This window comes from Chryseobacterium sp. SN22 (assembly GCF_008329705.1).
Classification (GTDB): domain Bacteria; phylum Bacteroidota; class Bacteroidia; order Flavobacteriales; family Weeksellaceae; genus Chryseobacterium.
This window is the reverse complement of sequence record NZ_VTSX01000007.1, coordinates 51,934-76,813: the sequence shown is the minus strand read 5'-3', so window position 1 is coordinate 76,813 and position 24,880 is coordinate 51,934. Positions and strand designations below refer to the sequence as shown.

General features: G+C 40.9%; 17 protein-coding genes. 14 read left to right on the top strand and 3 right to left on the bottom strand.

Translation table 11 applies throughout. The features are described 5' to 3' along the window. Nucleotides 1–44: 44 nt before the first annotated feature. The 8 genes from rocD (at nucleotide 45) to FY557_RS06100 (ending at nucleotide 8,860) form a co-directional block, all read left to right on the top strand. Entirely contained in the window at nucleotides 45–1,298 is a 1,254-nt protein-coding gene (gene rocD / locus FY557_RS06135; protein WP_149246409.1) for an ornithine--oxo-acid transaminase, read from the top strand. Then, nucleotides 1,295–2,299 carry a glycosyltransferase family 9 protein gene (locus tag FY557_RS06130; protein WP_149246408.1) on the top strand — a complete coding sequence of 335 codons (1,005 nt, stop codon included), beginning with the start codon at nucleotides 1,295–1,297 and terminating at the stop codon, nucleotides 2,297–2,299. Before rocD ends, FY557_RS06130 begins: the two co-directional genes overlap by 4 nt. Before the next feature lie 21 nt (nucleotides 2,300–2,320). After that, nucleotides 2,321–3,277, top strand: coding sequence for a hypothetical protein (locus tag FY557_RS06125; protein WP_149246407.1), 957 nt, complete (start codon nucleotides 2,321–2,323; stop codon nucleotides 3,275–3,277). Nucleotides 3,278–3,357: 80 nt separating this feature from the next. Next, on the top strand, nucleotides 3,358–4,350 hold the full coding sequence (locus FY557_RS06120) for a hypothetical protein (RefSeq protein WP_149246406.1): 993 nt from the start codon (nucleotides 3,358–3,360) through the stop codon (nucleotides 4,348–4,350). 1 nt (nucleotide 4,351) lies between these two features. Then, entirely contained in the window at nucleotides 4,352–5,629 is a 1,278-nt protein-coding gene (locus FY557_RS06115) for a glycosyltransferase family 4 protein (protein WP_149246405.1), read from the top strand. 22 nt (nucleotides 5,630–5,651) lie between these two features. Beyond that, entirely contained in the window at nucleotides 5,652–6,899 is a 1,248-nt protein-coding gene (locus FY557_RS06110) for a glycosyltransferase family 4 protein (protein WP_149246404.1), read from the top strand. After that, a complete protein-coding gene (locus tag FY557_RS06105) occupies nucleotides 6,900–8,039 on the top strand; it encodes a glycosyltransferase family 4 protein (protein ID WP_149246403.1) in 1,140 nt (379 codons plus the stop codon). 11 nt (nucleotides 8,040–8,050) lie between these two features. Then, nucleotides 8,051–8,860 (top strand): DUF6492 family protein, encoded by an 810-nt coding sequence (locus tag FY557_RS06100; RefSeq protein ID WP_149246402.1) that lies wholly within the window; start codon nucleotides 8,051–8,053, stop codon nucleotides 8,858–8,860. Between the two features lie 238 nt (nucleotides 8,861–9,098). On the opposite strand, the gene FY557_RS06095 is transcribed toward FY557_RS06100, so the two are convergent. Further along, on the bottom strand, nucleotides 9,099–10,343 hold the full coding sequence (locus FY557_RS06095) for a hypothetical protein (protein ID WP_149246401.1): 1,245 nt from the start codon (nucleotides 10,341–10,343) through the stop codon (nucleotides 9,099–9,101). A 16-nt stretch (nucleotides 10,344–10,359) separates the two neighbouring features. Next, nucleotides 10,360–10,704 carry a phosphomannose isomerase type II C-terminal cupin domain gene (locus tag FY557_RS06090; protein WP_149246400.1) on the bottom strand — a complete coding sequence of 115 codons (345 nt, stop codon included), beginning with the start codon at nucleotides 10,702–10,704 and terminating at the stop codon, nucleotides 10,360–10,362. A gap of 366 nt (nucleotides 10,705–11,070) precedes the next feature. Between FY557_RS06090 and FY557_RS06085 the strand changes: the two genes are divergently transcribed. Genes FY557_RS06085 through FY557_RS06075 form a run of 3 tightly spaced genes read left to right on the top strand, consistent with a single transcriptional unit; the run spans nucleotide 11,071 to nucleotide 14,548 of the window. Beyond that, nucleotides 11,071–11,985 (top strand): hypothetical protein, encoded by a 915-nt coding sequence (locus FY557_RS06085; protein WP_149246399.1) that lies wholly within the window; start codon nucleotides 11,071–11,073, stop codon nucleotides 11,983–11,985. A 53-nt stretch (nucleotides 11,986–12,038) separates the two neighbouring features. Then, nucleotides 12,039–13,544 carry a glutamate--tRNA ligase gene (gene gltX, locus FY557_RS06080; RefSeq protein WP_149246398.1) on the top strand — a complete coding sequence of 502 codons (1,506 nt, stop codon included), beginning with the start codon at nucleotides 12,039–12,041 and terminating at the stop codon, nucleotides 13,542–13,544. A 47-nt stretch (nucleotides 13,545–13,591) separates the two neighbouring features. After that, nucleotides 13,592–14,548, top strand: a complete 957-nt coding sequence (locus tag FY557_RS06075) for an acetyl-CoA carboxylase carboxyltransferase subunit alpha (protein ID WP_146941931.1) — start codon at nucleotides 13,592–13,594, stop codon at nucleotides 14,546–14,548. A 53-nt stretch (nucleotides 14,549–14,601) separates the two neighbouring features. Here the strand turns inward: FY557_RS06075 and FY557_RS06070 are convergent, their stop codons facing one another. Beyond that, on the bottom strand, nucleotides 14,602–15,309 hold the full coding sequence (locus tag FY557_RS06070) for a DUF6759 domain-containing protein (RefSeq protein WP_149246397.1): 708 nt from the start codon (nucleotides 15,307–15,309) through the stop codon (nucleotides 14,602–14,604). A gap of 145 nt (nucleotides 15,310–15,454) precedes the next feature. On the opposite strand from FY557_RS06070, the gene tsf reads away from it, so the two are divergent. The 3 genes from tsf to FY557_RS06055 all read left to right on the top strand — a co-directional run bounded on the left by tsf (nucleotide 15,455) and on the right by FY557_RS06055 (nucleotide 24,868). Next, entirely contained in the window at nucleotides 15,455–16,279 is an 825-nt protein-coding gene (tsf, locus tag FY557_RS06065; protein WP_149246396.1) for a translation elongation factor Ts, read from the top strand. Nucleotides 16,280–16,529: 250 nt separating this feature from the next. Next, nucleotides 16,530–20,567, top strand: a complete 4,038-nt coding sequence (locus FY557_RS06060) for a T9SS type B sorting domain-containing protein (protein WP_185151665.1) — start codon at nucleotides 16,530–16,532, stop codon at nucleotides 20,565–20,567. A 197-nt stretch (nucleotides 20,568–20,764) separates the two neighbouring features. Then, nucleotides 20,765–24,868 carry a T9SS type B sorting domain-containing protein gene (locus FY557_RS06055; RefSeq protein ID WP_149246394.1) on the top strand — a complete coding sequence of 1,368 codons (4,104 nt, stop codon included), beginning with the start codon at nucleotides 20,765–20,767 and terminating at the stop codon, nucleotides 24,866–24,868. Nucleotides 24,869–24,880: the final 12 nt, after the last annotated feature.

Genomic DNA, 24,880 nt, shown 5'->3' with positions numbered 1-24,880 from the left:
AAGATTTATATACAAATTCATAACTTTGCGGAAAACCTAAATTTATGTCAACAGCAGAAACAGTAAGAAACTCTCAATATTTTATTGACCTTGAAGATAAGCACGGTGCCCATAACTACCACCCGCTTCCTGTGGTTCTGGACCGCGGAGAAGGTGTGTTTGTATGGGATGTGGAAGGCAAAAAATATTATGATTTCCTTTCGGCTTATTCTGCTGTAAACCAAGGGCATTCTCATCCGAAAATCGTGAAAGCACTGGTAGAGCAGGCTCAAAAGCTGGCGCTGACTTCAAGAGCATTTTACAATTCGAATCTGGGCGAGTACGAGCAGAAGATCACTACCCTGTTCGGCTTTGATAAAGTTTTACCGATGAACTCAGGAGCTGAAGCTGTAGAAACGGCCGTAAAATTGGCCAGAAAATGGAGCTATGAAGTGAAAGGAATTCCGGAAAACGCAGCGAAAATCGTAGTCTGCGAGAATAACTTCCACGGAAGGACCACCACCATTGTTTCCTTTTCCAATGATCCGGACGCCAACCAGAATTACGGGCCTTTTACCCCGGGATTCATTAAAATTCCTTACAATGACCTCGCTGCTTTGGAAGAAGTTTTAAGCAGGGAGGCTGAATATATTGCTGCATTTTTGGTAGAGCCGATTCAAGGCGAAGCGGGCGTGTATGTCCCGAACGACGGTTTTCTGAAAAACGCTTCCGAACTGTGTAAAGAGCATAACATTCTTTTTATTGCCGATGAGGTACAGACCGGTATTGCCAGAACGGGAAAACTGATCGCCTGCCATCATGAAGACGTGCAGCCGGATATTTTGATTTTAGGCAAAGCCCTGTCCGGAGGAATGTACCCTGTTTCAGCGGTATTGGCCGATAATGAGATCATGAACGTCATTAAACCCGGACAACATGGTTCTACCTTTGGAGGAAACCCGATTGCCTGTGCTGTAGCTGTAGCTGCCTTGGATGTGGTTGCAGACGAAAAGCTTTCTGAAAGAGCAGAAGAATTAGGAAAATTATTCCGCTCGGAAATCGATAAACTGATTGAAAAAACAGACCTGATTACTAAGGTAAGAGGAAAAGGATTACTGAATGCCATTTTAATCAATGATACGCCAGACAGTTCCACCGCCTGGAATCTTTGTCTGCAACTCAAAGAAAACGGATTATTGGCCAAGCCTACGCATGGAAACATCATCCGGTTGGCTCCACCATTGGTGATCACCGAAGAGCAGCTGATGGATTGTGTGAGGATTATTGAGAAGACGGTTTCTGAATTCAGAAAAGCATGAAGATTTTAATCATACAGAAAAAATTTATGGGGGATGTGCTGGTCACAAGCACCATCCTCCCTCTTCTAAAAAATAAATATCCGGATGCGGAAATAAGCTTTCTGCTGGAGGAAAAATATGCCCAGATATTAATCGGCAACCCTTATATCCATCAGGTGATCTTTTTCAGGGACAGCCTGATGGATACTTTATCTGAAATAAAAGCCCAGAAGTTTGATCTGGTAATCGATCTTTATTCCAAACTGGAAACGGCGGCGATTACCTTTTTTTCCGGTGCCGGAACCCGGATCGGCTTTTTTAAAAAATATACCCGTTTTTTTTACAATCATCCTGTAAAAAGGGACAACCAGGTAAAATCAAAGAACACAACCTTAGGAATTGAGCACCGGCTGTTGCTGCTGGAACCGTTAGGGATCCCGTTTCAGGAAACTTTTCCGAAAGTTTATCTGACGGATGAGGAAGTCCGTAATGCCCATGAAGTTTTAGCCAAATACGGTTTGTCTGAAAATAATCCTTTAATTATGATCAGCACTTTTGGAAGCTCGGAAGAGAAAACCTATCCTATAGAATATATGGCAGAATTGCTGAATTATATAGCATCTTATAAGCCTTCTGCAAAAATTCTGTGCAATTACCTTCCTTCACAGAAAAACCTTTTTGAAAAACTGCTGAATCTGATAGCCGATGAAACGAAAAGATCAATTGTAGTCGATTTTGACACCAAAAATCTACGCGAATTTGCAGCGGTTACGGCTTTATGCAAATGCCTTATCGGAAATGAAGGCGGGGCCACCAATGTAAGCAAAGCACTGGGCATTCCCACCTTTACTATTTTTTCACCGCAGATTAAGCTGTCGGATTGGGCATGGAGCAGCCGTCCGGAGGCAGACTGCTTTCTGCATGTTGCGGATTTTGTGAAAGATTCAATAAGTTATTCGGATTTTAAACCTTCTTTTTTAAAAGATGAACTGGAAAGATTTTTAGATAAATCATTGGTGTAATCACTGTATAAAAAAACAAAAATGACAGAAAAAAAAAAACTCATCCTTCTCATCACTTACGATAATTGGGGCTACAACCAATACATTGCCGACGCGCTTGAAAGAAAATCATACGAAGTAAAACACATTAATTTTCACAGTTTCCGGTATAAATACCCCAGTTTCAGACATAAGGCTCTTAATTTCTTTACAAAAAACCTGGGGATTTCCAACCTAAAGCACATCCATTATAACGAAGTCATCTTAAATGAGATCCGCGATATCGAATCCATTGATGCTGTCATTTATATAAAAGCCGACTTTTTATCACCGGCCACTATACAAGCCATCAATAAAAAATCGCGTCGTTCGGTTTTCATCATCAGCGATTCCATCAACCGCTATCCGAAGACCAAAAAGATCCTATCCCTTTTTGACAAGGTTTTTTCGTTTGAAAAGAAAGACTGCGAAAGATACCATCTGAATTTCAAGACGAATTTCATTTATAAGACCATAGCCAACAGTCCTTCAACGTATAAATACAAAGTTTTCAATATCAGCTCCTACGACAAAAGATTCCCTGTTTTAGAGAAGATCGCCAAGGCCCTTTACCGAATGAAAGTCAACAGTAAAATCATTGTTTTTAGACCCAAGAAGAAAAGCGAACCTTATCTTGAATTCGTAAGCACTCCCCTGTCTATCTCTGAAATCAATGCCTTTATGGAAAAATCCGAAATTATGCTTGATGTCAGCAGAGCCGGGCAGCAAGGATTAAGTTTCCGGGTTTTTGAGAGCATGGGATTGAAAAAGAAGTTAATCACAACCAATACAGACATCGTGACTTACGATTTCTATAATCCTGAAAATATTTTTGTCATTACCGACCTCAACAACATACGGATTCCCGAATCTTTTTTTAACACCCCCTACATCGAGATCCCAAAAAATATTTTCAATAAATACCTGATCGATAACTGGGTGGATGAATTGATTGAGTAATAAATTGTAATTTTGGAAATTAAATGGTATTATAGCACCGCTAAGTGATAAAATTTTCAAATTCATGATTAAAAGCCCTTATGATTTCCTATAAAAACACTTCCTCCATCATCATATTCTGTCCTCCGAGAAAAGTCACAGGTGGTCCGGAAGCATTGCATCAGCTGTCGAACAAGCTTTATGAGCTGAATTATGAAAATGTGTTCATGCATTACATTCCGCAAAGGAGCAATGCCAAAGCAAAAAACTATGACGTCTACAAAACCCGGGAAATCAAGTCATTTGAAGACCGTCCGGAGAATATCCTGATTATTCCGGAATCGATGACCCATCTTATAAAAAAATATCCTCAAAGCCAGAAAATTATCTGGTGGCTAAGTGTGGATTTTTATAAGATTTTAATGGATTACCGCATAAGAAAGCAAAGTTTTTTTACAAAATTATTTTATCAACAGAAAGACAGGGAATATTATTTTGAGCCGCTTCCGAATGTTTTCCAGTGGGCACAGTCTTTCCGGTCCGGAGTTTATCTAAAGGACCATGGAATTCCTGAAACCCAGATTGATTATGTTTGTGACTATATCAATCCTCAGTTTACGGAAAACAGTCTGCCTGTTTCAAAAGATCTGAACAATAAAACCATTCTCTATAACCCGAAAAAAGGAAAGAAGGAAATTGCCGCACTGATCCAGGCTTCTCCTGAACTGAAATGGATCCCGATCCGGAATATGAATGCCGTTCAGATTAAAGAACTGATGGCAAAATCCCTCTTGTATGTGGATTTCGGGGAAAACCCGGGACGCGACAAAATGCTGAGGGAATCCGTGTCACAGGACTGTTGCATTATTTCAGGGAAAAACGGCTCTTCAGCCTACTATGAAGACCTGATGATTCCCGACGGGTATAAATTCAATTTCCGGGAAGACCGGATTCCTGAAATTATCAGCAAAATAAAATCCGTCCTGGAAGACTATTCACAACATATTCCTCATTTTAAAGTGTATAAAGAGATGGTTCTGGGAGAAGAGGCTTTGTTTGAAAAAAAGTTAAAAGAAATTTTTAAAATTAATTGATATGAGTAACGATAAGGAGATATTTGGAGTAAATATGTCTGGCTTTTTTAATGCAGAAATCGGATTTGGGGAAGCCATCCGAAATAACCTGACTGCACTTAAAAAAGTGGGCGTTCCGGCAAAACCAATTAATTTTAACCAAAATGTAAGAAACCGCCTTAATGATACTTCGGTGAGTTTTGAGGATAACATCAACAATTATCCGGTAAATATTGTCCACCTGAACATTGATGCGATCCTAAGTTTCATCCAGGAAAAATCGACTGATTATTTCCAGGGAAAATACAACATCGGGTATTGGGCATGGGAAATGGAAGAATTTCCGGATGTGTATGCAGAATATTTTAAATTTTATGACGAAATATGGACGTGCTCAAGGTATTGCCTGGATTCCATGTCGCTGAAAGCACCTATTCCTGTGGTAAACATCCCCCATCCGATCGACATTAAACAGGAAGACATTGATACGGATTTTGATATGGGACTTTCAGAAGACTGTTTTAATTTTCTGTTTGTTTTTGACTATAACAGTTTAATTGAAAGAAAGAATCCTATCGGACTGATTGACGCTTACGAAAAGGCTTTCGGACTCAACAACGAAAAGGTAAAACTCGTCCTGAAAACTTCGCTTTCCAACCAGCATGGAAAATCCAAGAAGAAGGTCATGGAACGAATCGGAAATAATGCCAGCATCATCTATAAAGAGGAGATGCTCCGCCGGCCGGAACTTTTGGCACTGATGAACAAAGCCGACTGTTATATTTCCCTGCACCGTTCTGAGGGGTTCGGCCTGACGATAGCTGAAGCCATGGCTCTGGGGAAACCGGTCATTACCACAGGCTATTCCGGGAATTTAGATTTCACCCATGTCAACAATTCTTTTCTGGTAAAGTATAAAATGCTTAAGCATGAAGTGGATTTAAGTGTGCTTCCTAAGAATAATTACTGGTCTGAACCGGATACGGACCATGCTGCCGAGCTGATGAAATTCGTATTCGAAAATCAGGAACATGCCGCAGAGATCGGGCGAAAGGGAAAAGAGGATATCGAAACTCACTTTTCGTTAGAAGCCATCGGCAACCGGATGAAGACCAGGCTTGATATTATTGAGAAAAAAATCCTTACGGAAAGAAATGATTTTGAAGCACAGAATAACCTGCTGAAAATTATAAGCGAGAACAAAATCCTAGAAAAGCGTGTAAAATACCTGGAAAAGGGACTGTATAACCAAGCCAGGAAAAAGGTAAACGAAATTTTAAAGAAAATAAAAGGAAGATAATACGGCTTTACTACGTTACTATATGAAAGATAAAATTGCCATAGTTGTTCAGAGATACGGTTCAGAGATCAACGGAGGAGCGGAACTGCATGCGAAGCTGCTGGCTGAGAAGCTGTCTTCACTCTATGAGGTGGAAGTACTTACAACCTGTGCAATTGAATATGAATTCTGGGATAATTACTATTCAGAAGGGACAGAATATATTAACGGCATTAAAGTCAGGCGTTTTAAAACCTTAAAAAAAGATCTTCTAAAATTCAACAAGCTGAGTAAAACGGTCCGGAATATCTATAAATATGGTAGCCGGAAACTAACTCTCCTGAATTTTGTCTATCTTTTCTACAAGAGGAAAAAATATAATAAAGAAGGGTTCAGTTTTAATGAGTGGCTGGAGGCACAAGGCCCTTTCTCTGTTGATTTAATTGATTTTATTAAAGGAAAAAAAGAGAATTACAAAGCCTTTATTTTTTTCACTTACCTGTACCACCCTACCAATATAGGAATTCAGGAAGTAGCCGGAAAAAGCATCCTGATCCCGACAGCGCATGATGAGCCCCAGTTTTACCTTGAAGGTTATAAAACGCTGTTTTCCTTGCCGGAATTCATCGTCTATAATACCCAGACTGAGAAAAATCTTGTCGAAAAGGTTTATCCCCAGACAAAAAACATAAATTCAGGAATTGCAGGGATCGGTTTTGACGACTATGATACGTCTGCAGGCTCGTTGCCGGAATATCTTTCTCCTGGAAAATACTTTGTCTATGTCGGAAGAATCGTGGAAGACAAAGGCTGTGTGATGATGATTGAGTATTTCAGAAACTTCAAAAAGACCCATCCCGAATACCGTGATATCAAATTGGTACTGGCCGGTAAAAATGCGCTGGATGAAACAATAACCCGGGGAGAAGACCTTATTCTTACAGGATTCGTCGATCATGATCTGAAAAATGCGCTGCTCATTCATGCCGCTGCTCTGATTATGCCTTCATTCTATGAAAGCCTGTCCCTGATCACATTAGAAGCCATGCTGATGAAAATCCCGGTAATCGTGAACAAAAACTGCAAGGTTTTACATGACCATATCGAAAAAAGCAAAACCGGCAAAAGCTTTGCCGGCAGTAAGGAATTTTCAGAATCTCTCATCTTTTACCTTACCCAAGCCCCGGAAGAATCGGCAGCCGAAGAAAACAGGGCAAAAAACTATGTTCTGGAGAACTACTCCTGGGATTCTGTTATCAATACATTCAATTCAGCGATTAAAACATTATAAATGTCAAAAAAGATTTTATTTTTTTTCCCGGAAAATCCATTCTCCAATAGAGCGGGAAACGTAGTGAGAGCGAAAACCACACTTACTATTTTAAAAAAGCTGGGACACCGTATTGATCTGGTTGGGGTAAAACATATCTATAGAGATATGCAGGATACTAACGATTTTGATGAAAATATTGTCGACAATTTATTTTTTATAACACCCAGACCTCCTAAGAAAAAAACAACAATAGAATATTGGAAGTATAAAATTTTAAAAGCTTATACAAAACCAAGTCTATCTAATCAGTCATTAACAGACTTTGCGAAAAAAGAATTCAAAGATATTTTTAATAAAAAGAAATACGATGCCATTATCATCAATTATGAATTTTGGGCGGATTTATTAGATCCGGACTCTATGAAAAATTGTCTCAAAATTGTAGACACTCATGATTGGATTACCTTAAACGAATTTTATAAAAACAGATCATTAAATGTTGGCCGTCGGTTTAATGAAGAAATAAATAACTTATCTAAATTTGATAAAATAGTTACAATTTCAAATGAGGAGTTTTTCGTTTTTAAAAGCTTTTTAGGAGATCAGGTCGTCAATATCCCGCCGAGTTTCCCCGAAAACTTTATTGATGAAAATAAGGAAAAGCAATACGATCTTATTTTCACGGGCTCAGACAATCCTTTTAATATAGAAGGGATACAGTGGTTTTTGGAGAATGTTTTGCCGCTGCTTCCGGAAACTATAAAAATATGTGTAGTAGGAAGGGTCTGCAAACATATCGCTGATTATAAAAACATAGCAAAAGTTATTTTCGCAGAAGATCTCAGCAGCTATTATTCAGAAAGCAGAATAGCCATCTGCCCTATGCTCAAAGGAACCGGTATAAAAATAAAAGTTGTGGAAGCCTTATCTTTCGGACTTCCTGTTATAGGAACGGAACGGGCAGTTGACGGCTTTTCGTCGAAATCCGACAATGGGTGCCTGGTGAATAATGATCCGGAAATATTCAAAGATTATATCATAGCATTACTACAGGACGGGACTTATTATGAAACCATAAGAAACCGGGGTAAAGAGTATTTTAAAAATAATTTTTCTGAAAGCAGAACTCTTAAATTTTGGAGTGCTATAATAAATTAAATAATATACAAATGCATTCCCTAATTTTGTTTATTAAAACGTATAGGCCAGATTTTGAAAGGGCTAACAATCTTATACGTTCGATTGAAAAGCATAATAAAGATGAGATTCCTGTTATTATTTCCGTTAATGACGAAGACTTTGATTTTTTTAAAGATAAGTTGAAAGAATATAATATTTATAAAGATTCTGATATTATTATTGCAGATAATAAAGATGGATGGAGATATCAACAAATCGTAAAATCTCACGTATACAGGCTGAATATATGCGAAAATTATTTATGTATCGATTCTGATTCAGAGTTTATTAAAGATTTTCACTACTCGGATTTTTTATATGATGAAAGCACCCCATACACCATCATGCACGAATCAAAGCCTTTCCTGGAAACTATGGAAAATATACAGCTGGACTCTGAAAATATTTTCTTCAAAGAAGCATTACGAGCAACCCGTCCTCTCTTCGGAAACAAAGGGAAAGAATGGGATTACGGCCCTTCTCCTTATCTGTGGAGCTGTAAGGTTTGGAATCATTTCATAGAAGTATATTTAAAACAACAAAATAAAACTTTTATCGATTTCTTTAATGAAATTGATAAAGTAACCTCTCCATCCGAATGCGTTATATATGGAGAATATCTTTTAAAAAGCAAATTGATAGACATCTATCCGGTTGAAGGCTTTTTCAAAGTATATCATTATGAAAAACAATATAGATTAGAAAAAAAGTTTCATAATATCGAAAAATTAAAAAAAATATATCTGGGTGTAATTTTCCAAAGTAACTGGGAAAAAAGAAAAAGATTTGGATTATTTTAGTTAAAAAGTATAATTTATACAACAGGGATAAAAAGCATCCAATGGTTAATACGGGGAATTCAGTTAAATTTAACTTGAAATATAATTTCCTGCAGATTAAGATAGTTACACGTATATACATAAATATAAATTCCGCCAGACTTGTGCCATCTGCAGGAGATTATTCACAAAATAAAAATCGGATTTGCGATAAAATATAAATACTATACTTTCAAAGATTAAGTAAAATACATAGTTTCTACTTAATTAGACAAGCTTCTAACTTTTTTTTATTTAGCTGAAACTCTCTATACTTAAATACTCCGGTTTTATAAGCAATTACAGCCCCAAAGTTGATGGTGTCATCTGTAGTTGCCATCGGAAAGACGCATGATCTATAGGTATTATGTTCAACCAAAGGTTTTGGTAATACTTTAAAATTTAATCCGTCTTTAGAAAATGCCAGATAAAGCGTATCTGCAGTATAATTTTTAACATCACCGGCAGCAATACACAAAAAATAGTATCCATCTACATAAGTTGCCTGAATATGCCAGGGAGCAAATACTGGATTCACCTCAGTCCAAGGTTTATTAGTAAAGTTAACAACTTGACATTGTTTAAAATTTGAGAAATCCAATCCGTTATCAGAGGTTCTTCTTATGACATAAGAAGGATCATTACCAGGGAAGTTAGGACTTATATTATTTTCAACCTCATAACTCACATATTTATTTCCTGTATAAACAAAACTTGGTGAAAGCATATGATTATTTTTTGGAGCATGCGGCGAATTGCTTGTATAAGCAGCTTCCAATGGATTCCAATGGATTCCGTCTGTAGATGTTTGCCTTACAATTGTTCTCTGAGCATTTTTAGAAAGCTTGCGTATATTATTGTTATTCTTGGCACCCCTTGATAGTAGGGAAGATGCCTTTACAAAGCTGGCTCTGTAATAAAGAGAAAATTTACCGTTTTCAAATGTCATATCTACATCAGACCAATATCCCTGTTTTACATCATTTTTGTTTTCTGTAAAACTTTCTTTATCAGACGGACATTTTTGGAGCGGAGAATCAATTCCGTTTGGAGAAATCCAATTCAACCCATCGTTTGAAACGACAACAGTAGGATTTTCATATCTGGTAGCATTTGGATTTGCTCCGATAGCACCGAAATACGGAGTAAAAACCATCCAGTACTTGTATCCGTTGAAGCCGTTGGGGAAATATTGAACATCCGGATGGCAGTATCCGAAATTAGGTGCATTGATATTTTTAATAAATGACTGGTCATTCCTTCCGGGATGATTTCCATTGGCCATAACATTGATGTTAATGGTTCCGATATCGGTAAGGTAATCTACAGGGCCTGTGTAAGTATTCTCATTTGAAACAGGCTCTACATTTTCAGCATACAAACCCTCTTCCTCTCTTGAACAGGAAAATGAAAAAATCAGAAGCAGAATAATCAGAATATTCTGTTTTCTTATATAAGCGGACATCCTTAGTGTGTAATTATTATTGCCGCTCGTACTCGTCTTCCAGCCTTACGATGTCATCTTCTCCAAAATAAGTCCCGGTTTGTACCTCTATAAAAACAACAGGCTTATCGGAAAGATTCATCATCCGGTGTTTTGCCCCCAGAGGAATGAAAATACTTTCTCCATAATTCAGGCTGATTTCCTTATCATCCAGGACCACAGTCGCATTTCCTTCGATGACCGTCCACTGTTCCTGTCTTTTGTGATGATACTGATACGATAATTTCTGCCCCGGGTTCACTTCAATTCTTTTTAATTTGTAATTCGGCTCATCGGCCAAAACAAAATATTTACCCCAGGGTCTTTCTCCGATTTCTAACATGTCTGTAATGTTTAAGGCTACAAAAGTAAATTAATTTTCAAAATAACAGGTGAACAAAAAAACTATTTTAGATATTGAAAATTAAAATAACGACTTTATAAACAAAAATCACATTTATTCAGAAAAATTTATTTTAACTAAACATTTATTACATAATTCACTGACTGGCTCATGATAAAAAGAAATACGCTTAATTTTCCCGACAGTTAAAGCTATCTATACTAATTCTCGAATATATCTTAGATTGTATCTACATCACTTTTCAGCACATCTTTAGGGTAAGTGAACTGAATATAAATTAATTTTCAAAAATAATTGCGGCTTCAGAAAAAAAGTGAGATTTTTGCTTTTTGCTAATATTACTAAATGAGAATCAGCGCATTCAGCTATGTCAGAAATGGCTTTACTTACGGAGTTCCTTTCATAGAATCCATTCAATCAGTTCTTCCATTATGTGATGAATTTGTAATTGCTGTCGGAGACTCTACCGACGGAACCAGAGAAGCGATTGAAAATATCGGAGACCCGAAGATAAAGATCATCGATACGGTTTGGGACGACTCACTGACGCGCGGCGGTAAAATTTTTGCCCAGCAGTGCAATATTGCATTTACCCATGTGTCCCCCTCAGCAGATTGGGTAATTCATATCCAAGCAGATGAGGTGTTGCATGAAAAAGATTATCCTTTAATCCTGGAAAAGATGAAGGAAGCCGATCAATACCAGGAAGTGGAAGGACTGCTTCAGCCATTCATCCATTTCTGGGGCGATTACAACCATATCCGGAACAGCAGAAGGGTTCATAAAAACGAGATCAGAATGTTCAAATACAATCCTAATATAAGGGCATATATCGATTCCCAGGGATTCAGAAAATTCAATTCCATCGAAAATTATGAAAACGGCTCTGAAAGGGGAGAAAAGCTGAAAGTACTGGCTTTAAATGCACCTGTTTACCATTACAGCTCCGTAAAATCCAAAAGAACGATGTCTTTAAAGGCCAATAACTTTGTCTATTATTACGGACATACCGATAAGAAGCTGGAAGAAGCGCCGAAAGACGAATTTAATTATAACACGGTTGACCGGGTAACCAGATTTACAGGAACCCATCCTAAAGTAATGGCCGAAGCCATTGCCTCCTACTCTTTTGTATTTAATCATGATAAATCCCAGGCAGTCTGGAAAAAGAAAGACAAATACCTGCAGCCGATCGAAGACTTACTGAAAATCCGTTTCGGGGAATATAAAAACTATATCCTTCTTAAAAATCCAAAATAGAATTTCCTTTTTTAAAGGAAAGTCCCTTAACTTTGCACCAAAATAAAATTGAAATGGACAAAGTAAGAGTACGTTTTGCCCCAAGTCCTACGGGACCTTTACACTTGGGCGGCGTAAGAACGGCATTATATGATTATCTTTTTGCTAAAAACCAGGGCGGTGAATTTATATTGAGAATAGAAGATACAGACACTGCAAGATACGTGGAAGGAGCAGAAGAATACATTGAGGAAGCCCTTGAATGGTGCGGAATCATCGCCGATGAAAGTCCCAAAAAAGGAGGAAAATTTGCTCCGTACAGACAATCCGAAAGAAGAGACATCTACGACCGATACACAGAGCAGATCTTAAAAACAGATTATGCCTACATCGCTTTTGATACGGCTGAAGAACTGGATGCCATCCGTGGTGAATATGAAGCAAGAGGCGATGTTTTCTCTTACGACAACAAAACCAGGAATCAGCTCAGAAACAGCTTAACGCTTTCTGAAGAAGAAGTTCAGCAACTGCTGGATGAAAAGACCCCGTATGTCGTGCGTTTCAGAATGCCGGTAGACCGTACTTTGAACCTTGAAGACATCATCCGCGGAAAATTCTCCGTCAATACCAATACTTTAGACGATAAGGTTCTGGTAAAAAATGACGGGATGCCGACCTATCATTTTGCCAACATTATCGACGATCATGAAATGGAAATCTCCCATGTGATCCGCGGTGAAGAATGGCTGCCTTCTTTAGGGCTCCATACCTTATTATATGAAGCCATGAACTGGCAGGCCCCTCAGTTTGCCCATCTTTCCCTGATTTTAAAACCGGAAGGTAAAGGAAAACTGAGTAAAAGGGATGGCGATAAATTCGGGTTTCCGGTATTCCCGCTGAACTTTACGGATCCTGCCACAGGAAATGTTTCCAAAGGATACCGTGAAAGCGGCTATCTTCCTGAAGCCTTTATCAACATGGTAGCATTATTAGGCTGGTCGCCTGCAGATGATAAGGAAATTTTATCGCTCGACGAAATGGCCAAAGAATTTGATTTAAATAAAGTTCATAAAGCCGGTGCCCGATTCAGCAAAGAAAAAGCGGAATGGTTCAACCACCAGTATATGCAGCAGAAATCGGATGAAGAGCTGCTTCAGATTTTAAAAGATTCAGACTTAAACCTGACGCTTCCCGATGATAAACTCCTGAAGGTAATTCACCTGATGAAAGAAAGGGCCACTTTTCCGAAAGATATTTATGAAAACGGGAAGTTTTTCTTTGAAGCACCCGGATCCTACGATGAAAAGGCAGCAAAAAAAGCGTGGAATGATGAAACTTCCGGACTGTTACAGGAGCTTGCCAAACAACTGGAAACAGTGGAATTCAGCGCTGAAAACCTAAAGCAGGCGGTTCATGATTTTGCGGAAAACAAAGGATTGGGAATGGGTAAAGTAATGATGCCGCTGAGACTATCCCTGGTAGGCGAACTGAAGGGCCCGGATGTCCCGGACATCATGGAACTTCTTGGAAAAGAGGAAACTACCGCCCGTATAAACAATGCCGTGAATAATTTTAAATAGATTTTGATAATTTTTCATACATTTGAAAGATTTAATTTACTTCAAGAATGGAATATTTAAGTTTCGAACTTCCTATAAAAGAATTAATGGACCAGTACCAAACCTGTTCTTTAGTAGGAGAAGAAAGTGGTGTTGATGTAAAATTAGCATGCAGCCAGATCGAGGATAAAATCATAGAAAAGAAAAAAGAGATCTATGGAAATCTTACCCCTTGGCAGAGAGTACAGCTTTCCCGCCATCCGGATCGTCCTTACACTTTGGACTATATTAACGGAATGGTGGATAAAGGAAGCTTCCTGGAACTTCACGGCGACCGGAATTTCGCAGATGATCCTGCTATGATCGGAGGTTTGGCCACGCTTGACGGCCAGAAAGTAATGATCATCGGTACCCAAAAAGGGAGAACCACCAAAGAAAGACAGCACCGCAGATTCGGAATGCCGAATCCTGAAGGATACCGTAAAGCATTACGTCTGATGAAGCTTGCTGAAAAATTCAGAGTTCCTGTAGTCACGTTGGTGGACACACCGGGAGCTTATCCGGGACTTGAAGCAGAAGAAAGAGGCCAGGGAGAGGCCATCGCCAGAAATATTTTTGAAATGACCATGTTGAAAACGCCTATTTTCACTTACATTATCGGTGAAGGGGCCAGCGGCGGTGCATTAGGCATCGGTGTCGGAAACAAGGTATACATGCTGGAGAACACCTGGTATACGGTCATTGCACCGGAAAGCTGCTCTTCCATCCTCTGGAGAAACTGGGACCACAAGGAAGATGCGGCCAACGCCCTGAACCTTACCCCGAAAGATGCCTTAAGAGAAAAATTCATTGATGGCATCGTGGAGGAACCGTTGGGCGGAGCACACTACGATCCCCAGACCACTTACCTGAACCTGAAAAGCTCGATCTTACAAAATATCAAAGCCTTTTCAAAATTCACAGGAAAAGAGCTGGAAACCCAGAGACAGGACAAATTTATTGCCATGGGGCAATTTAAAGGATAAAATAAAACCCGGTTAAGGAAATCTTAACCGGGTTTTCAGTTTCTATTCTACTTCTATTCACTCAAGTTCAGCTCAATCTCAATATCCTTATTGATCTTCTTCAGGGAAGAATACTTGGCATCGCAGACCATGGTAGTCAGAACATACTCTCCTTTTTCAACCAGCAGGAAATTCTGCCCGTTGGCCGGGACATCCAGGTTATAATACTTTTTTCCGTTTATTTTTACGATCAGCCGGCATTTAGAACGGTTCTTGATGTTAATGTAGGCTTCCTTATCCATCGGGTCGTTATTAAAAAGATGAGTAAGCATGGCGGCCGTCTTTTTATTCTGCTCGCTGGCTCCGGAAGATTTTTTGCCGGCACCGGCAGCACTGGCATAATTCACGGTTCTCTCGGTGTTTGCAGAACCTGTACCGGCAGCGGCGATGGTCTTGGCATTGTTCAGTTTGTTATTATCCAGCACCATCTGCCGGATCTTGTCTTCACTTACAGCTTTAATTGTTGGCTTGGCTTCCGGGGAATTGTTGGCCATAATCATCTGGATGAGCTTCTTTTTAAAATAATCGCTTTTGGCATGTCCGGGGTTCTGTTTCAGGAAGCCGGCCACTACCCTCGCTTCAGCCGTTGTTTCCGCATCATTTTCCGTATAAATGATGGCCGTTTCCTTTTCTACGATGGCTTTGGATTTCGCTTTTTTCTTTTTTTGAGAAAAACCAAGGGTGAAAATGCATAGAAATATGAGGAGAAATATTTTTTTCATTAAGTAAACATTTAAAATTTTATTAAATATACAAATAACGCAAAAAGTCATTTTTTAGTTTATCATTAAAATCATTATCTTTGCATCGCTTTAAAATTAAGCTAAAAATTAATACTAAACCTTAAATAAAAAAATAATAGATATTATGTCTTATACACCAGCTGCTGCAGACGTAGCAAAATTGAGAAACCAAACAGGTGCAGGTATGATGGACTGCAAAAAAGCTTTAGTAGAAGCTGAAGGAGATTTCGAAAAAGCAGTAGACATCCTTAGAAAAAAAGGACAGAAAGTTGCGGCTAACAGAGCAGACAGAGAGTCTTCTGAAGGAGCGGTAATCGCCAGAGTAAACGAAGACAGCACTTTAGGGGTTGTAATCTCTCTGAACTGTGAGACTGATTTCGTTGCTAAAAACGAAGCGTTCATCGAGTTGGCTTACGAATTGGCCGAAATGGCAATCTTCGCAGCGACAAAAGAAGAATTACTGGCTACCGATTTCCACGGGCTTACGGTTGCTGAAAAATTAATTGAGCAGACCGGAGTTATCGGTGAGAAAATCGAGATCGGTGCATTCGAAAGAATCGAAGGTCCTTTCTTAGGAGCTTACATCCACGCAGGAAACAAAATCGCTTCCATTACTGCGCTTTCTGCAAACGTAGAAGGAGCAAGCGAAGCGGCTAAAGCGGTTTCTATGCAGGTAGCTGCAATGAACCCGATCGCTCTTGATGAGAACGCTGTTTCCCAGGCTACGATCGACAAAGAACTGGAAATCGAAAGACATAAACTTACGGAAGAAGGCAAGCCTGCAAACATTATCGACAACATCCTTAAAGGTAAAATGCAGAGATTCTACAAAGACAACACTTTGGTACACCAGGATTTCATTAAAGACAGCAGCATGTCTGTTGCCGACTATGTAAAATCTGTAAACGGAGACCTTAAAGTAACAGGATTTGTAAGAGTAAGCTTATAATCTTTTTCAGATTTAAGATACGGATCCCGGTGATAAATCACCGGGATTTTTTTGTGCTTTGAATTATCAGATCAGCGGAATATTAACAGATTATTAAATATTTAACAATTTCATGAATTAACATATTCTGAAGGAAAATTTCAGTTGAAAGCCCATTATTAATGCTTAAATTTGCAGCCCTTTATTATTGAAAATGAAAAAATTTCTACTAATCTTTTGCACTTTTTTTTACTTAATCTTTAATGCCCAATTGGATACGGAACACTGGTTTGCTCCGATGTCGGCAAGCTCTCTTCAGGGAAGTCCGGAATGCTACCTTTACCTTTCCACCAACGAAACGGTTCCTTTTCCGGTACAGATTTCCAACAACAATTCGGTTTTCTCTACGGTCCAGGTAAGCAAGGGCAACCCCGTTCGGGTAACGGTTCCCAGCGGTTACATGATTGCTTCTACTCCATCAAACCTTTTTACCCAGCGCACCATGGGGCTTCATGCAAAAGGAAATAAAAAATTCTTTGCCAATTTCCGATTTGCTGTTACCAACCAGGCAGAAATCATTACATCAAAAGGGCTGGCAGGCATCGGAAAAAACTTCTTCGTCGGCGTAGCCCCGAACACCACCGCAAAACCTTACGTAAATGCAACCATCGGCGTAGTCGCCACGGAAGACAATACCACCGTAACCTTATCGGGATATAATCCTGGCGTTGTCTTCTCGGACGGTATTTCCGCTGTGTCAAGAACTTTCACGATCAATAAGGGTAAATCTTATATCATCGAAGCCCAAAGCAATTTATCCACCAATAACCTGAACGGTCTTGTCGGAGCAAAAATCACTTCCAATAAGCCGATTTCCGTTACCAACGGGAATTTTAACAGCATCTATACCACACAGAACAACAGCAATGTGGATGTTCTGATGGACCAGGCGGTTCCCGTGGAAAGACTGGGGAAAAACTTTGTAATGGTTAAAGGCAACGGACCTGCCAATTCAGGAATGGAAGCAGCATTGGTCATCGCTACGGAAAACAACACCAAGCTCACCGTCAACGGAAACCTCTTGGGAAATGTTACTTTAAATGCGGGACAGTATTATATTGTACAGGGTACCAATTACATTAATCAGGGAAACGGGCATTACAACATGAGTATTTCCACTACCAATAACGCTTATGTTTATCAGCTCCTCGCAGGAACTTCAGGCAGTACGGTCTATGCCACGGGCGGAATGAATTTTATCCCGCCGTTGAGCTGTTTCCTGCCAAAAGAGATTAACGAAATCGGATTTATCAATAAAATCGGCAGTGATTCTTTTGATACCAAATTAAATATCATCACTCAGACCGGCGCCAATGTTACCTTCAACGGAAGTCCCGTCGGTGCGGTAAGCGGACCTTATGCCGTAACCGGAAACCCGGGCTGGGTAACTTATTCTATTCAGGGCGTAACCGGAAATGTTACCGTTAATTCCACACTTCCCGTAACGGCGGGGATTGCTGCCGGAAACGGAGCGGTGGGCTACGGCGGATATTTTGCAGGATTTTCATCGGTACCGGCCATTACCAAGACCGGCGACTGCTATGCAGGCATCCTCTTACAGGTAGACAACAATTACGACAGCTACCAGTGGTTTCTGAACGGAACCCCGATTGCCGGAGCAACCGCCTTCTCCATTAATCCGGAATTGTACGGAGCCGGGGATTACACCTGCCTGATTACAAAAAACAACTGCGAAACCCGGTTAACCAGCGTTTATAATTATACTTTGTGTCCTCCGATCTCTACGACAACCTACACCATCGGAACTTGTAATACCAAAGTAATTGCTCCTGCATTTACAAACTCCACGCAGACGATTGTCCCATCCCTTACCAGCATTATTTCACCGCCTGCGTCAGGAACCATAATGGTGAACCCGGCAACGGGGCAAATCACTTACACGCCGAACCCGGCGGCTGCAAACATCACCGATACATTTATCTATTATATTCAGGGCAATGGAAATCCTTTTGATTTTGAATATTTTAAGATCATTATCAACACCAATGTTCTACAGGTTAACAACGGTACGCTGGCCTCCTGTGCAGATGCAAACGGAAACGGAACCTTTAATCTCAGTTCGGTAAATGTTTCTTCCGACCCCGGAACAACGGTTACCTATTTTACCAATCCGGCTTTAACGGGAACGCCGATTGCCAATCCGGCTGCTTATACCGGACCGGCAGGAACCATTTATGCCAATGTAACTTCTCCGTACGGATGTTCAAAAACAGCTCAGATCGTTTTATCGCTCACTCCTTCACCGGCAGTAAATAATACTTCATTAACGGCCTGCGCAGGAACTAATGGTAACGGGACATTTAACCTGACCTCAGCCAATATTTCTTCCGATCCGGGAGTAACCATTACTTATTTTTCCAATTCAAACTTAACCGGGCAGATTACCAATCCGGCTACTTACTCAGGACCTTCCGGAATTGTTTATGCCAATGTTACCTCATCGGCAGGATGCTCAAAAACCGCGCAGATTACTTTAACAGTAAATCCTTTGCCAAATGTAACCAACGGTTCTTTGACGGTCTGTGCCGGAGCAAACGGAAATGGGACTTTTAATCTTACTTCCGCCAATGTTTCCTCCGATCCGGGAATAACGGTTACTTATTTTACCAATTCAAACTTAACCGGACAGATTACCAATCCGGCGACCTATTCGGGACCTTCGGGAATTGTTTATGCCAATGTAACTTCACCGGCAGGATGTTCAAAAACCGCGCAGATTACTTTGACGGTAAATTCTTTACCTAATGTGACTAACGTTTCTTTAGCCTCGTGTGCGGACACAAACGGAAATGGAACTTTTAACCTTACTTCCGCCAATGTTTCTTCCGATCCGGGAGTAACGGTAACTTATTTTACCAATTCCAACCTGACGGGGCAGATTACCAACCCGGCAACTTATTCAGGACCTTCAGGGATTATCTATGCCAATGTAACGTCACCTGCAGGATGCTCAAAGACTGCTCAGATCACCTTAAACATTACTCCGTCCCCGAATATCAATACGTCAAATTATAACGCCAGTCTGTGTGATGATAATTTCGATGGAATGATCAACGTAAACCTTCAGGGCATCACCCCTCAGATCGTTACTAATGCTGCGAATTTCAACGTGCGTTATTATGCAAGCCAGGCAGATGCCACTGCCGGGAACAACAATACTTTACCGGCCAACTGGACCTATACGGCAAACACAACGGTTTACGTAAGGGTGGATGCGCTCAGCGGAACCTGTCCTGCCGCATTCGGACAGATCGCCTTTAAGATTGGAAACCGGACGGCCTTAATTTCTACCACTATTAATACGGAAATTTGTGACAACGACCTTAACGGTTACGAAAATATCAGTCTGAACGATTATAAAAATGCATTCACCGCCAATCCTGCTGTTACGGTAACTTTCCATGCGACCCTGGCAGATGCCCAGAACGGGGCGAATACCATTTCTCCTAACCAGCCGATTACTTCCCCGAAAATATTTTACCTACGGTTTGTCAGCGCAACGGAATGTGCCAATACGGGAATGCTCACCATTGCTTTAAAAACACCCAAAAAATCGGACATTTTAAAAGACCGTGTGATTTGCTCCAGTGAAAAAGTACTGCTGGATGCCGGACCGGAATTCACTTCCTATGCATGGAGCACCGGGGCAACTTCCCAGACGATCCAGGCAGGCGCCGGAAGCTATTATGTAGATCTCGGCTACAATGGATGTACTTACCGCCAGTATGTAAATGTTACGGTTTCCCAGGCTCCGGGTATTACCAGCATCAATGTTACGGGATCGACTGCCACCATACAGGCAGCCGGCGGAACTCCACCCTATCAGTATTCGTTAAACGGAATCGATTACCAGGCTTCCAATGCTTTTACCGGTCTTACCAGAGGCATCCATACCGCCTATGTTTTAGGAAAAGACGGATGCTCCCCGGTCGTTAAAGAATTTTTGGTTCTGAATCTCATCAATGCCATTACACCAAACGGCGACGGGATTAATGACCTCCTGAATTATTCGGATTTAAGGATAAAACAGAATGTCTCTATTGAAATTTCAGACCGTTACGGTGCCTCCGTTCATAAATCTTCAAATAACAACTACACCTGGGACGGAAAATCCGGTGGCAGGACCCTGCCTACCGGAACTTACTGGTACATCCTGAAATGGACCGAGCCGGATACCCAATTGCCGGTCTCCCTTTCCGGATGGATTTTGATTAAAAACAGAGATTAAAAGCATTTAAAAAAAATACAGAATAATCCCGATGACAGAGAATCATCGGGATTTTTATTTCCCTGGTTATGGAATACACTGAAATATTAAAAAATTATTAAAAATTCAACAATATTAAATATTAGAGAAATGTGTAATTAAATTTTATGTAAAAAATTGATTTTTAATATTTACATTTGCATCCCCTATTGAGAAATATGAAAAAACTTTTACTAACCATTTGTACTTTTCTTTGTTTATTATTCAATGCGCAGCTTGATACAGATCATTGGTTTGCTCCGATGGCATCCAAGGCAGGAACCGCCAATCTTCAAGGATTTTTATATTTGTCTACGGATGAGGCTACCCCTTTTTCCGTACAGATTTACAACAGCAATTCCCTTTTTGCAACCGTACAGGTAAGTAAAGGAAATCCGGCGCAGGTAAGTATTCCTAATAATTTTTTAATTACAGATAACCCATCCGATCTTTTTACGCCTAACTCAATGGGAGTCTATCTGAAAGGCAGCAAAAAGTTTTTTGCCAACTACCGGTTTTCGGTTCCCAACCATGCGGAGATCATTACTTCCAAAGGACTGGCTGGTCTCGGAACCACTTTTTATGTAGGGATGGCCCCGATTACAGGAACGGCCAATTATGTAAATTCCACCATAGGCGTTACGGCAACTGAAGACAATACTTCTGTAGTCCTTTCCGGCTATAACCCGAATGTTGTTTTCTCAGACGGGACTTCCAGCCCTACGAAAACGTTTACTTTAAATAAAGGACAATCGTATATTCTGGATGCTTTAAGCACCGATTCAGTAAATAATCTTGATGGGCTGATCGGCGCCAAGATCCAGTCGACCAAGCCGGTTTCCGTAACCAACGGAAACTTCAACGGAATTTACACCAGCTTAAATTTTACCAACAACGACATCCTGATGGACCAGGCGGTACCGGTTGACCGTCTGGGAAAAGAATTTGTGGTAGTAAAAGGAAACGGAACCGTAGCATCCGAGATGGAAACAGCACTGATTGTGGCTACCCAGAACGGCACCAATATTACCATTAACGGCATTCCTTCCGGAATTACCCTGAACGCAGGACAATATTACATGGTTCCAAGTATGAATTACATCCAGCACGGAACCGGGGACAATTTCAACATGGGGATTTCGGCGAATAATAACATTTATGTTTATCAGCTGCTGGCAGGAGTTTCCAGCCTTAACGGAAACGAATATGCTACCGGCGGCATGAATTTTATCCCACCGTTGAGCTGTTATATGCCGAATAAGGTGGATGAAATCGGCTTTATCAATAAAATCGGAAGTCAGAGTTTCAATACAAGACTAAATATCATTACCCAAACCGGCGCCACCGTTACCTTAAACGGAACCCCGATTGCAACAGCAAACGGCCCTTTTCCGGTAAACGGAAATCCGAACTGGGTAACCTACACCGTCCCTAATATCACAGGAACAGTAACTGTGAATTCAACAAAATCCGTAACGGCGGGAATTGCCGCAGGAAGCGGAGCCGTGGGCTATGGCGGTTATTTTGCTGGATTTTCATCAGTCCCTGTCATCTCGAAAACCGGAGATTGCTATGCGGGGATTTTACTACAGGTTGATAATTCATATGATACCTATCAATGGTATCTCAACGGAAATCTTATTCCGGGTGCCACGTCCTATTCGATAAATCCGGAAACCTACGGTGCCGGAAATTACACCTGTGTGGTAACGAAAAACAATTGCGGAAGCGTTACAACCAATGCATATACCTATACGCTTTGTCCTCCCATTACCACCACGACCTATAACATAGGATCCTGCAATACCAAAGTAATTTCACCGGCATTTTCCACTTCTGGGCAAACCATTGTGCCGGTTAATACAAGTATCATTCTGGCGCCGACTTCGGGAACAGCTACCGTGAATCCTGCCACCGGGCAGATTACCTATACTCCAAACCCGGGACTGACAGCCGATACTACCGATACATTTATTTATTATGTGCAGGGGAACGGAAGCCCTGCCGATTTTGAGTATTTTAAAATTATTATCAATACGGATGTTCTTCAAACGGCCAACGGAGCTTTAAACTCATGTGCAGATGCAACCGGAAACGGAACCTTTAATCTCAGTTCGGTAAATGTTTCTTCCGACCCCGGAATAACAGTTACCTATTTTACCAATCCGGCTTTAACGGGAACACCGATTGCCAATCCGGCTGCTTATACCGGACCGGCAGGAACCATTTATGCCAATGTAACTTCTCCGTACGGATGTTCAAAAACGGCTCAGATCCTTTTATCGATCACTCCTTCACCGGCAGTAAATAATACTTCATTAACGGCCTGCGCAGGAACAAACGGTAACGGAACCTTTAACCTGACCTCAGCCAATATTTCTTCCGATCCGGGAGTAACCATTACTTATTTTTCCAATTCAAACTTAACCGGGCAGATTACTAATGCGGCAACTTATTCAGGACCTTCAGGAATTATTTATGCCAATGTTACCTCATCGGCAGGATGCTCAAAAACCGCTCAGATCACCTTAACGGTGAATCCTCTGCCGACTGTAACCAACGGTTCTCTGACGGTCTGCGCCGGAACGAACGGAAACGGAACCTTTAACCTTACTTCCGCTACAGTTTCCTCCGATCCCGGAGTTACCGTTACTTATTTTGCCAATGCAAACCTGACGGGGCAGATTACCAATCCAACAACCTACTCCGGGCCTTCGGGAATTGTGTATGCCAATGTAACTTCACCGGCAGGATGTTCAAAAACCGCTCAGATTACTTTGACGGTAAATCCATTGCCTAATGTAACCAACAGTTCGTTGACAGCCTGTGCAGGGGCAAACGGAAACGGAACCTTTAACCTGACTTCCGCCACTGTTTCCTCCGATCCCGGAATAACGGTTACCTATTTTACCAATTCCAACCTGACGGGGCAGATTACCAACCCGGCAACTTATTCAGGACCTTCGGGAGTTGTTTATGTCAACGTAACCTCACCGGCAGGCTGCTCAAAGGTTGCTCAGATTACCTTAACGGTTATTCCGTTGCCCAATATCAATACCAACAACTATAACGCAACCCTTTGCGATGATAATTTCGATGGGATTGTAAATGTGAATTTTCCCGCCATTACACCGCAGATCGTAGCGGGTTCCGCCAGCTTCAACGTCCGGTATTATGCAAACCAGGCGGATGCCACTGCAGGGAATAACAATACTTTACCGGCGAACTGGACCTATACGGCAAGTACAACAGTCTACGTAAGGGTGGATGCGCTTACAGGAAGCTGTCCTCCTGCTTTCGGACAGATTAATTTTAAGATCGGCAACAGGATTACGCTTACTTCAGGGAATGGCAATGCTGAAATCTGCGACAGCGATGTGAACGGCTCGGAAAGTGCCAACCTGAATGATTATAAAAATCTCTTCACCGCTGATCCTTCGGTAAGTATAACCTTTTACAGTACATTAGCGAACGCACAGGCAGGAACCAATGCCATCTCTTCGGTTCAGAGCATTACCTCAACCCAGACCTTTTATGTAAGATTTATAAGTGCTGCGGCATGTCCGAACACCGGCATTTTAACCATCACTTTAAAAACGCCTAAAAAATCCACCCTGCTGACCGATAAAGTAGTCTGCCTCAATGATAAGGCCACTTTGGATGCCGGCCCCGGATTCACGTCCTACCTGTGGAGCACGGGAGCCACAACCCAGACGGTAAACGTTGGGGAGGGAATCTATTATGTAGACCTCGGGTTCAACGGCTGTGTGTACCGTCAGTCTGTAAATGTGACAACAGCCCCTGCGCCGAAAATTACAAAAGTTGAGGTTTCAGGCTACAATGCCACGGTTAGCGTATCAGGAGGTACTCCGCCTTATAAATATTCATTAAACGGGATTGACTATCAGTCTTCCAATATCTTCACCGGGATTTCACGAGGCTTGCACACGGTGTATGTAATCAGTGCAGACGGATGCTCTCCGGTAACCGCAGAGTTTTTGGTTTTAAATCTGATTAATGCCATAACGCCGAATGGTGACGGCCATAATGACGTACTGAATTATTCCGATCTGAGAATTAAACAGAACGTTTCTATTGAGATTGCAGACCGTTACGGGGCGATTGTTCATAAGTCCACTGATAAAAATTATACCTGGGACGGAAAAATAAACGGAGCACCATTGCCAACCGGAACCTACTGGTATTTATTACGATGGAACGAGCCGGACACCAAATTGCCGGTTTCATATTCCGGATGGATTCTAATTAAAAATCGTGAATAAATTTAAATTTTT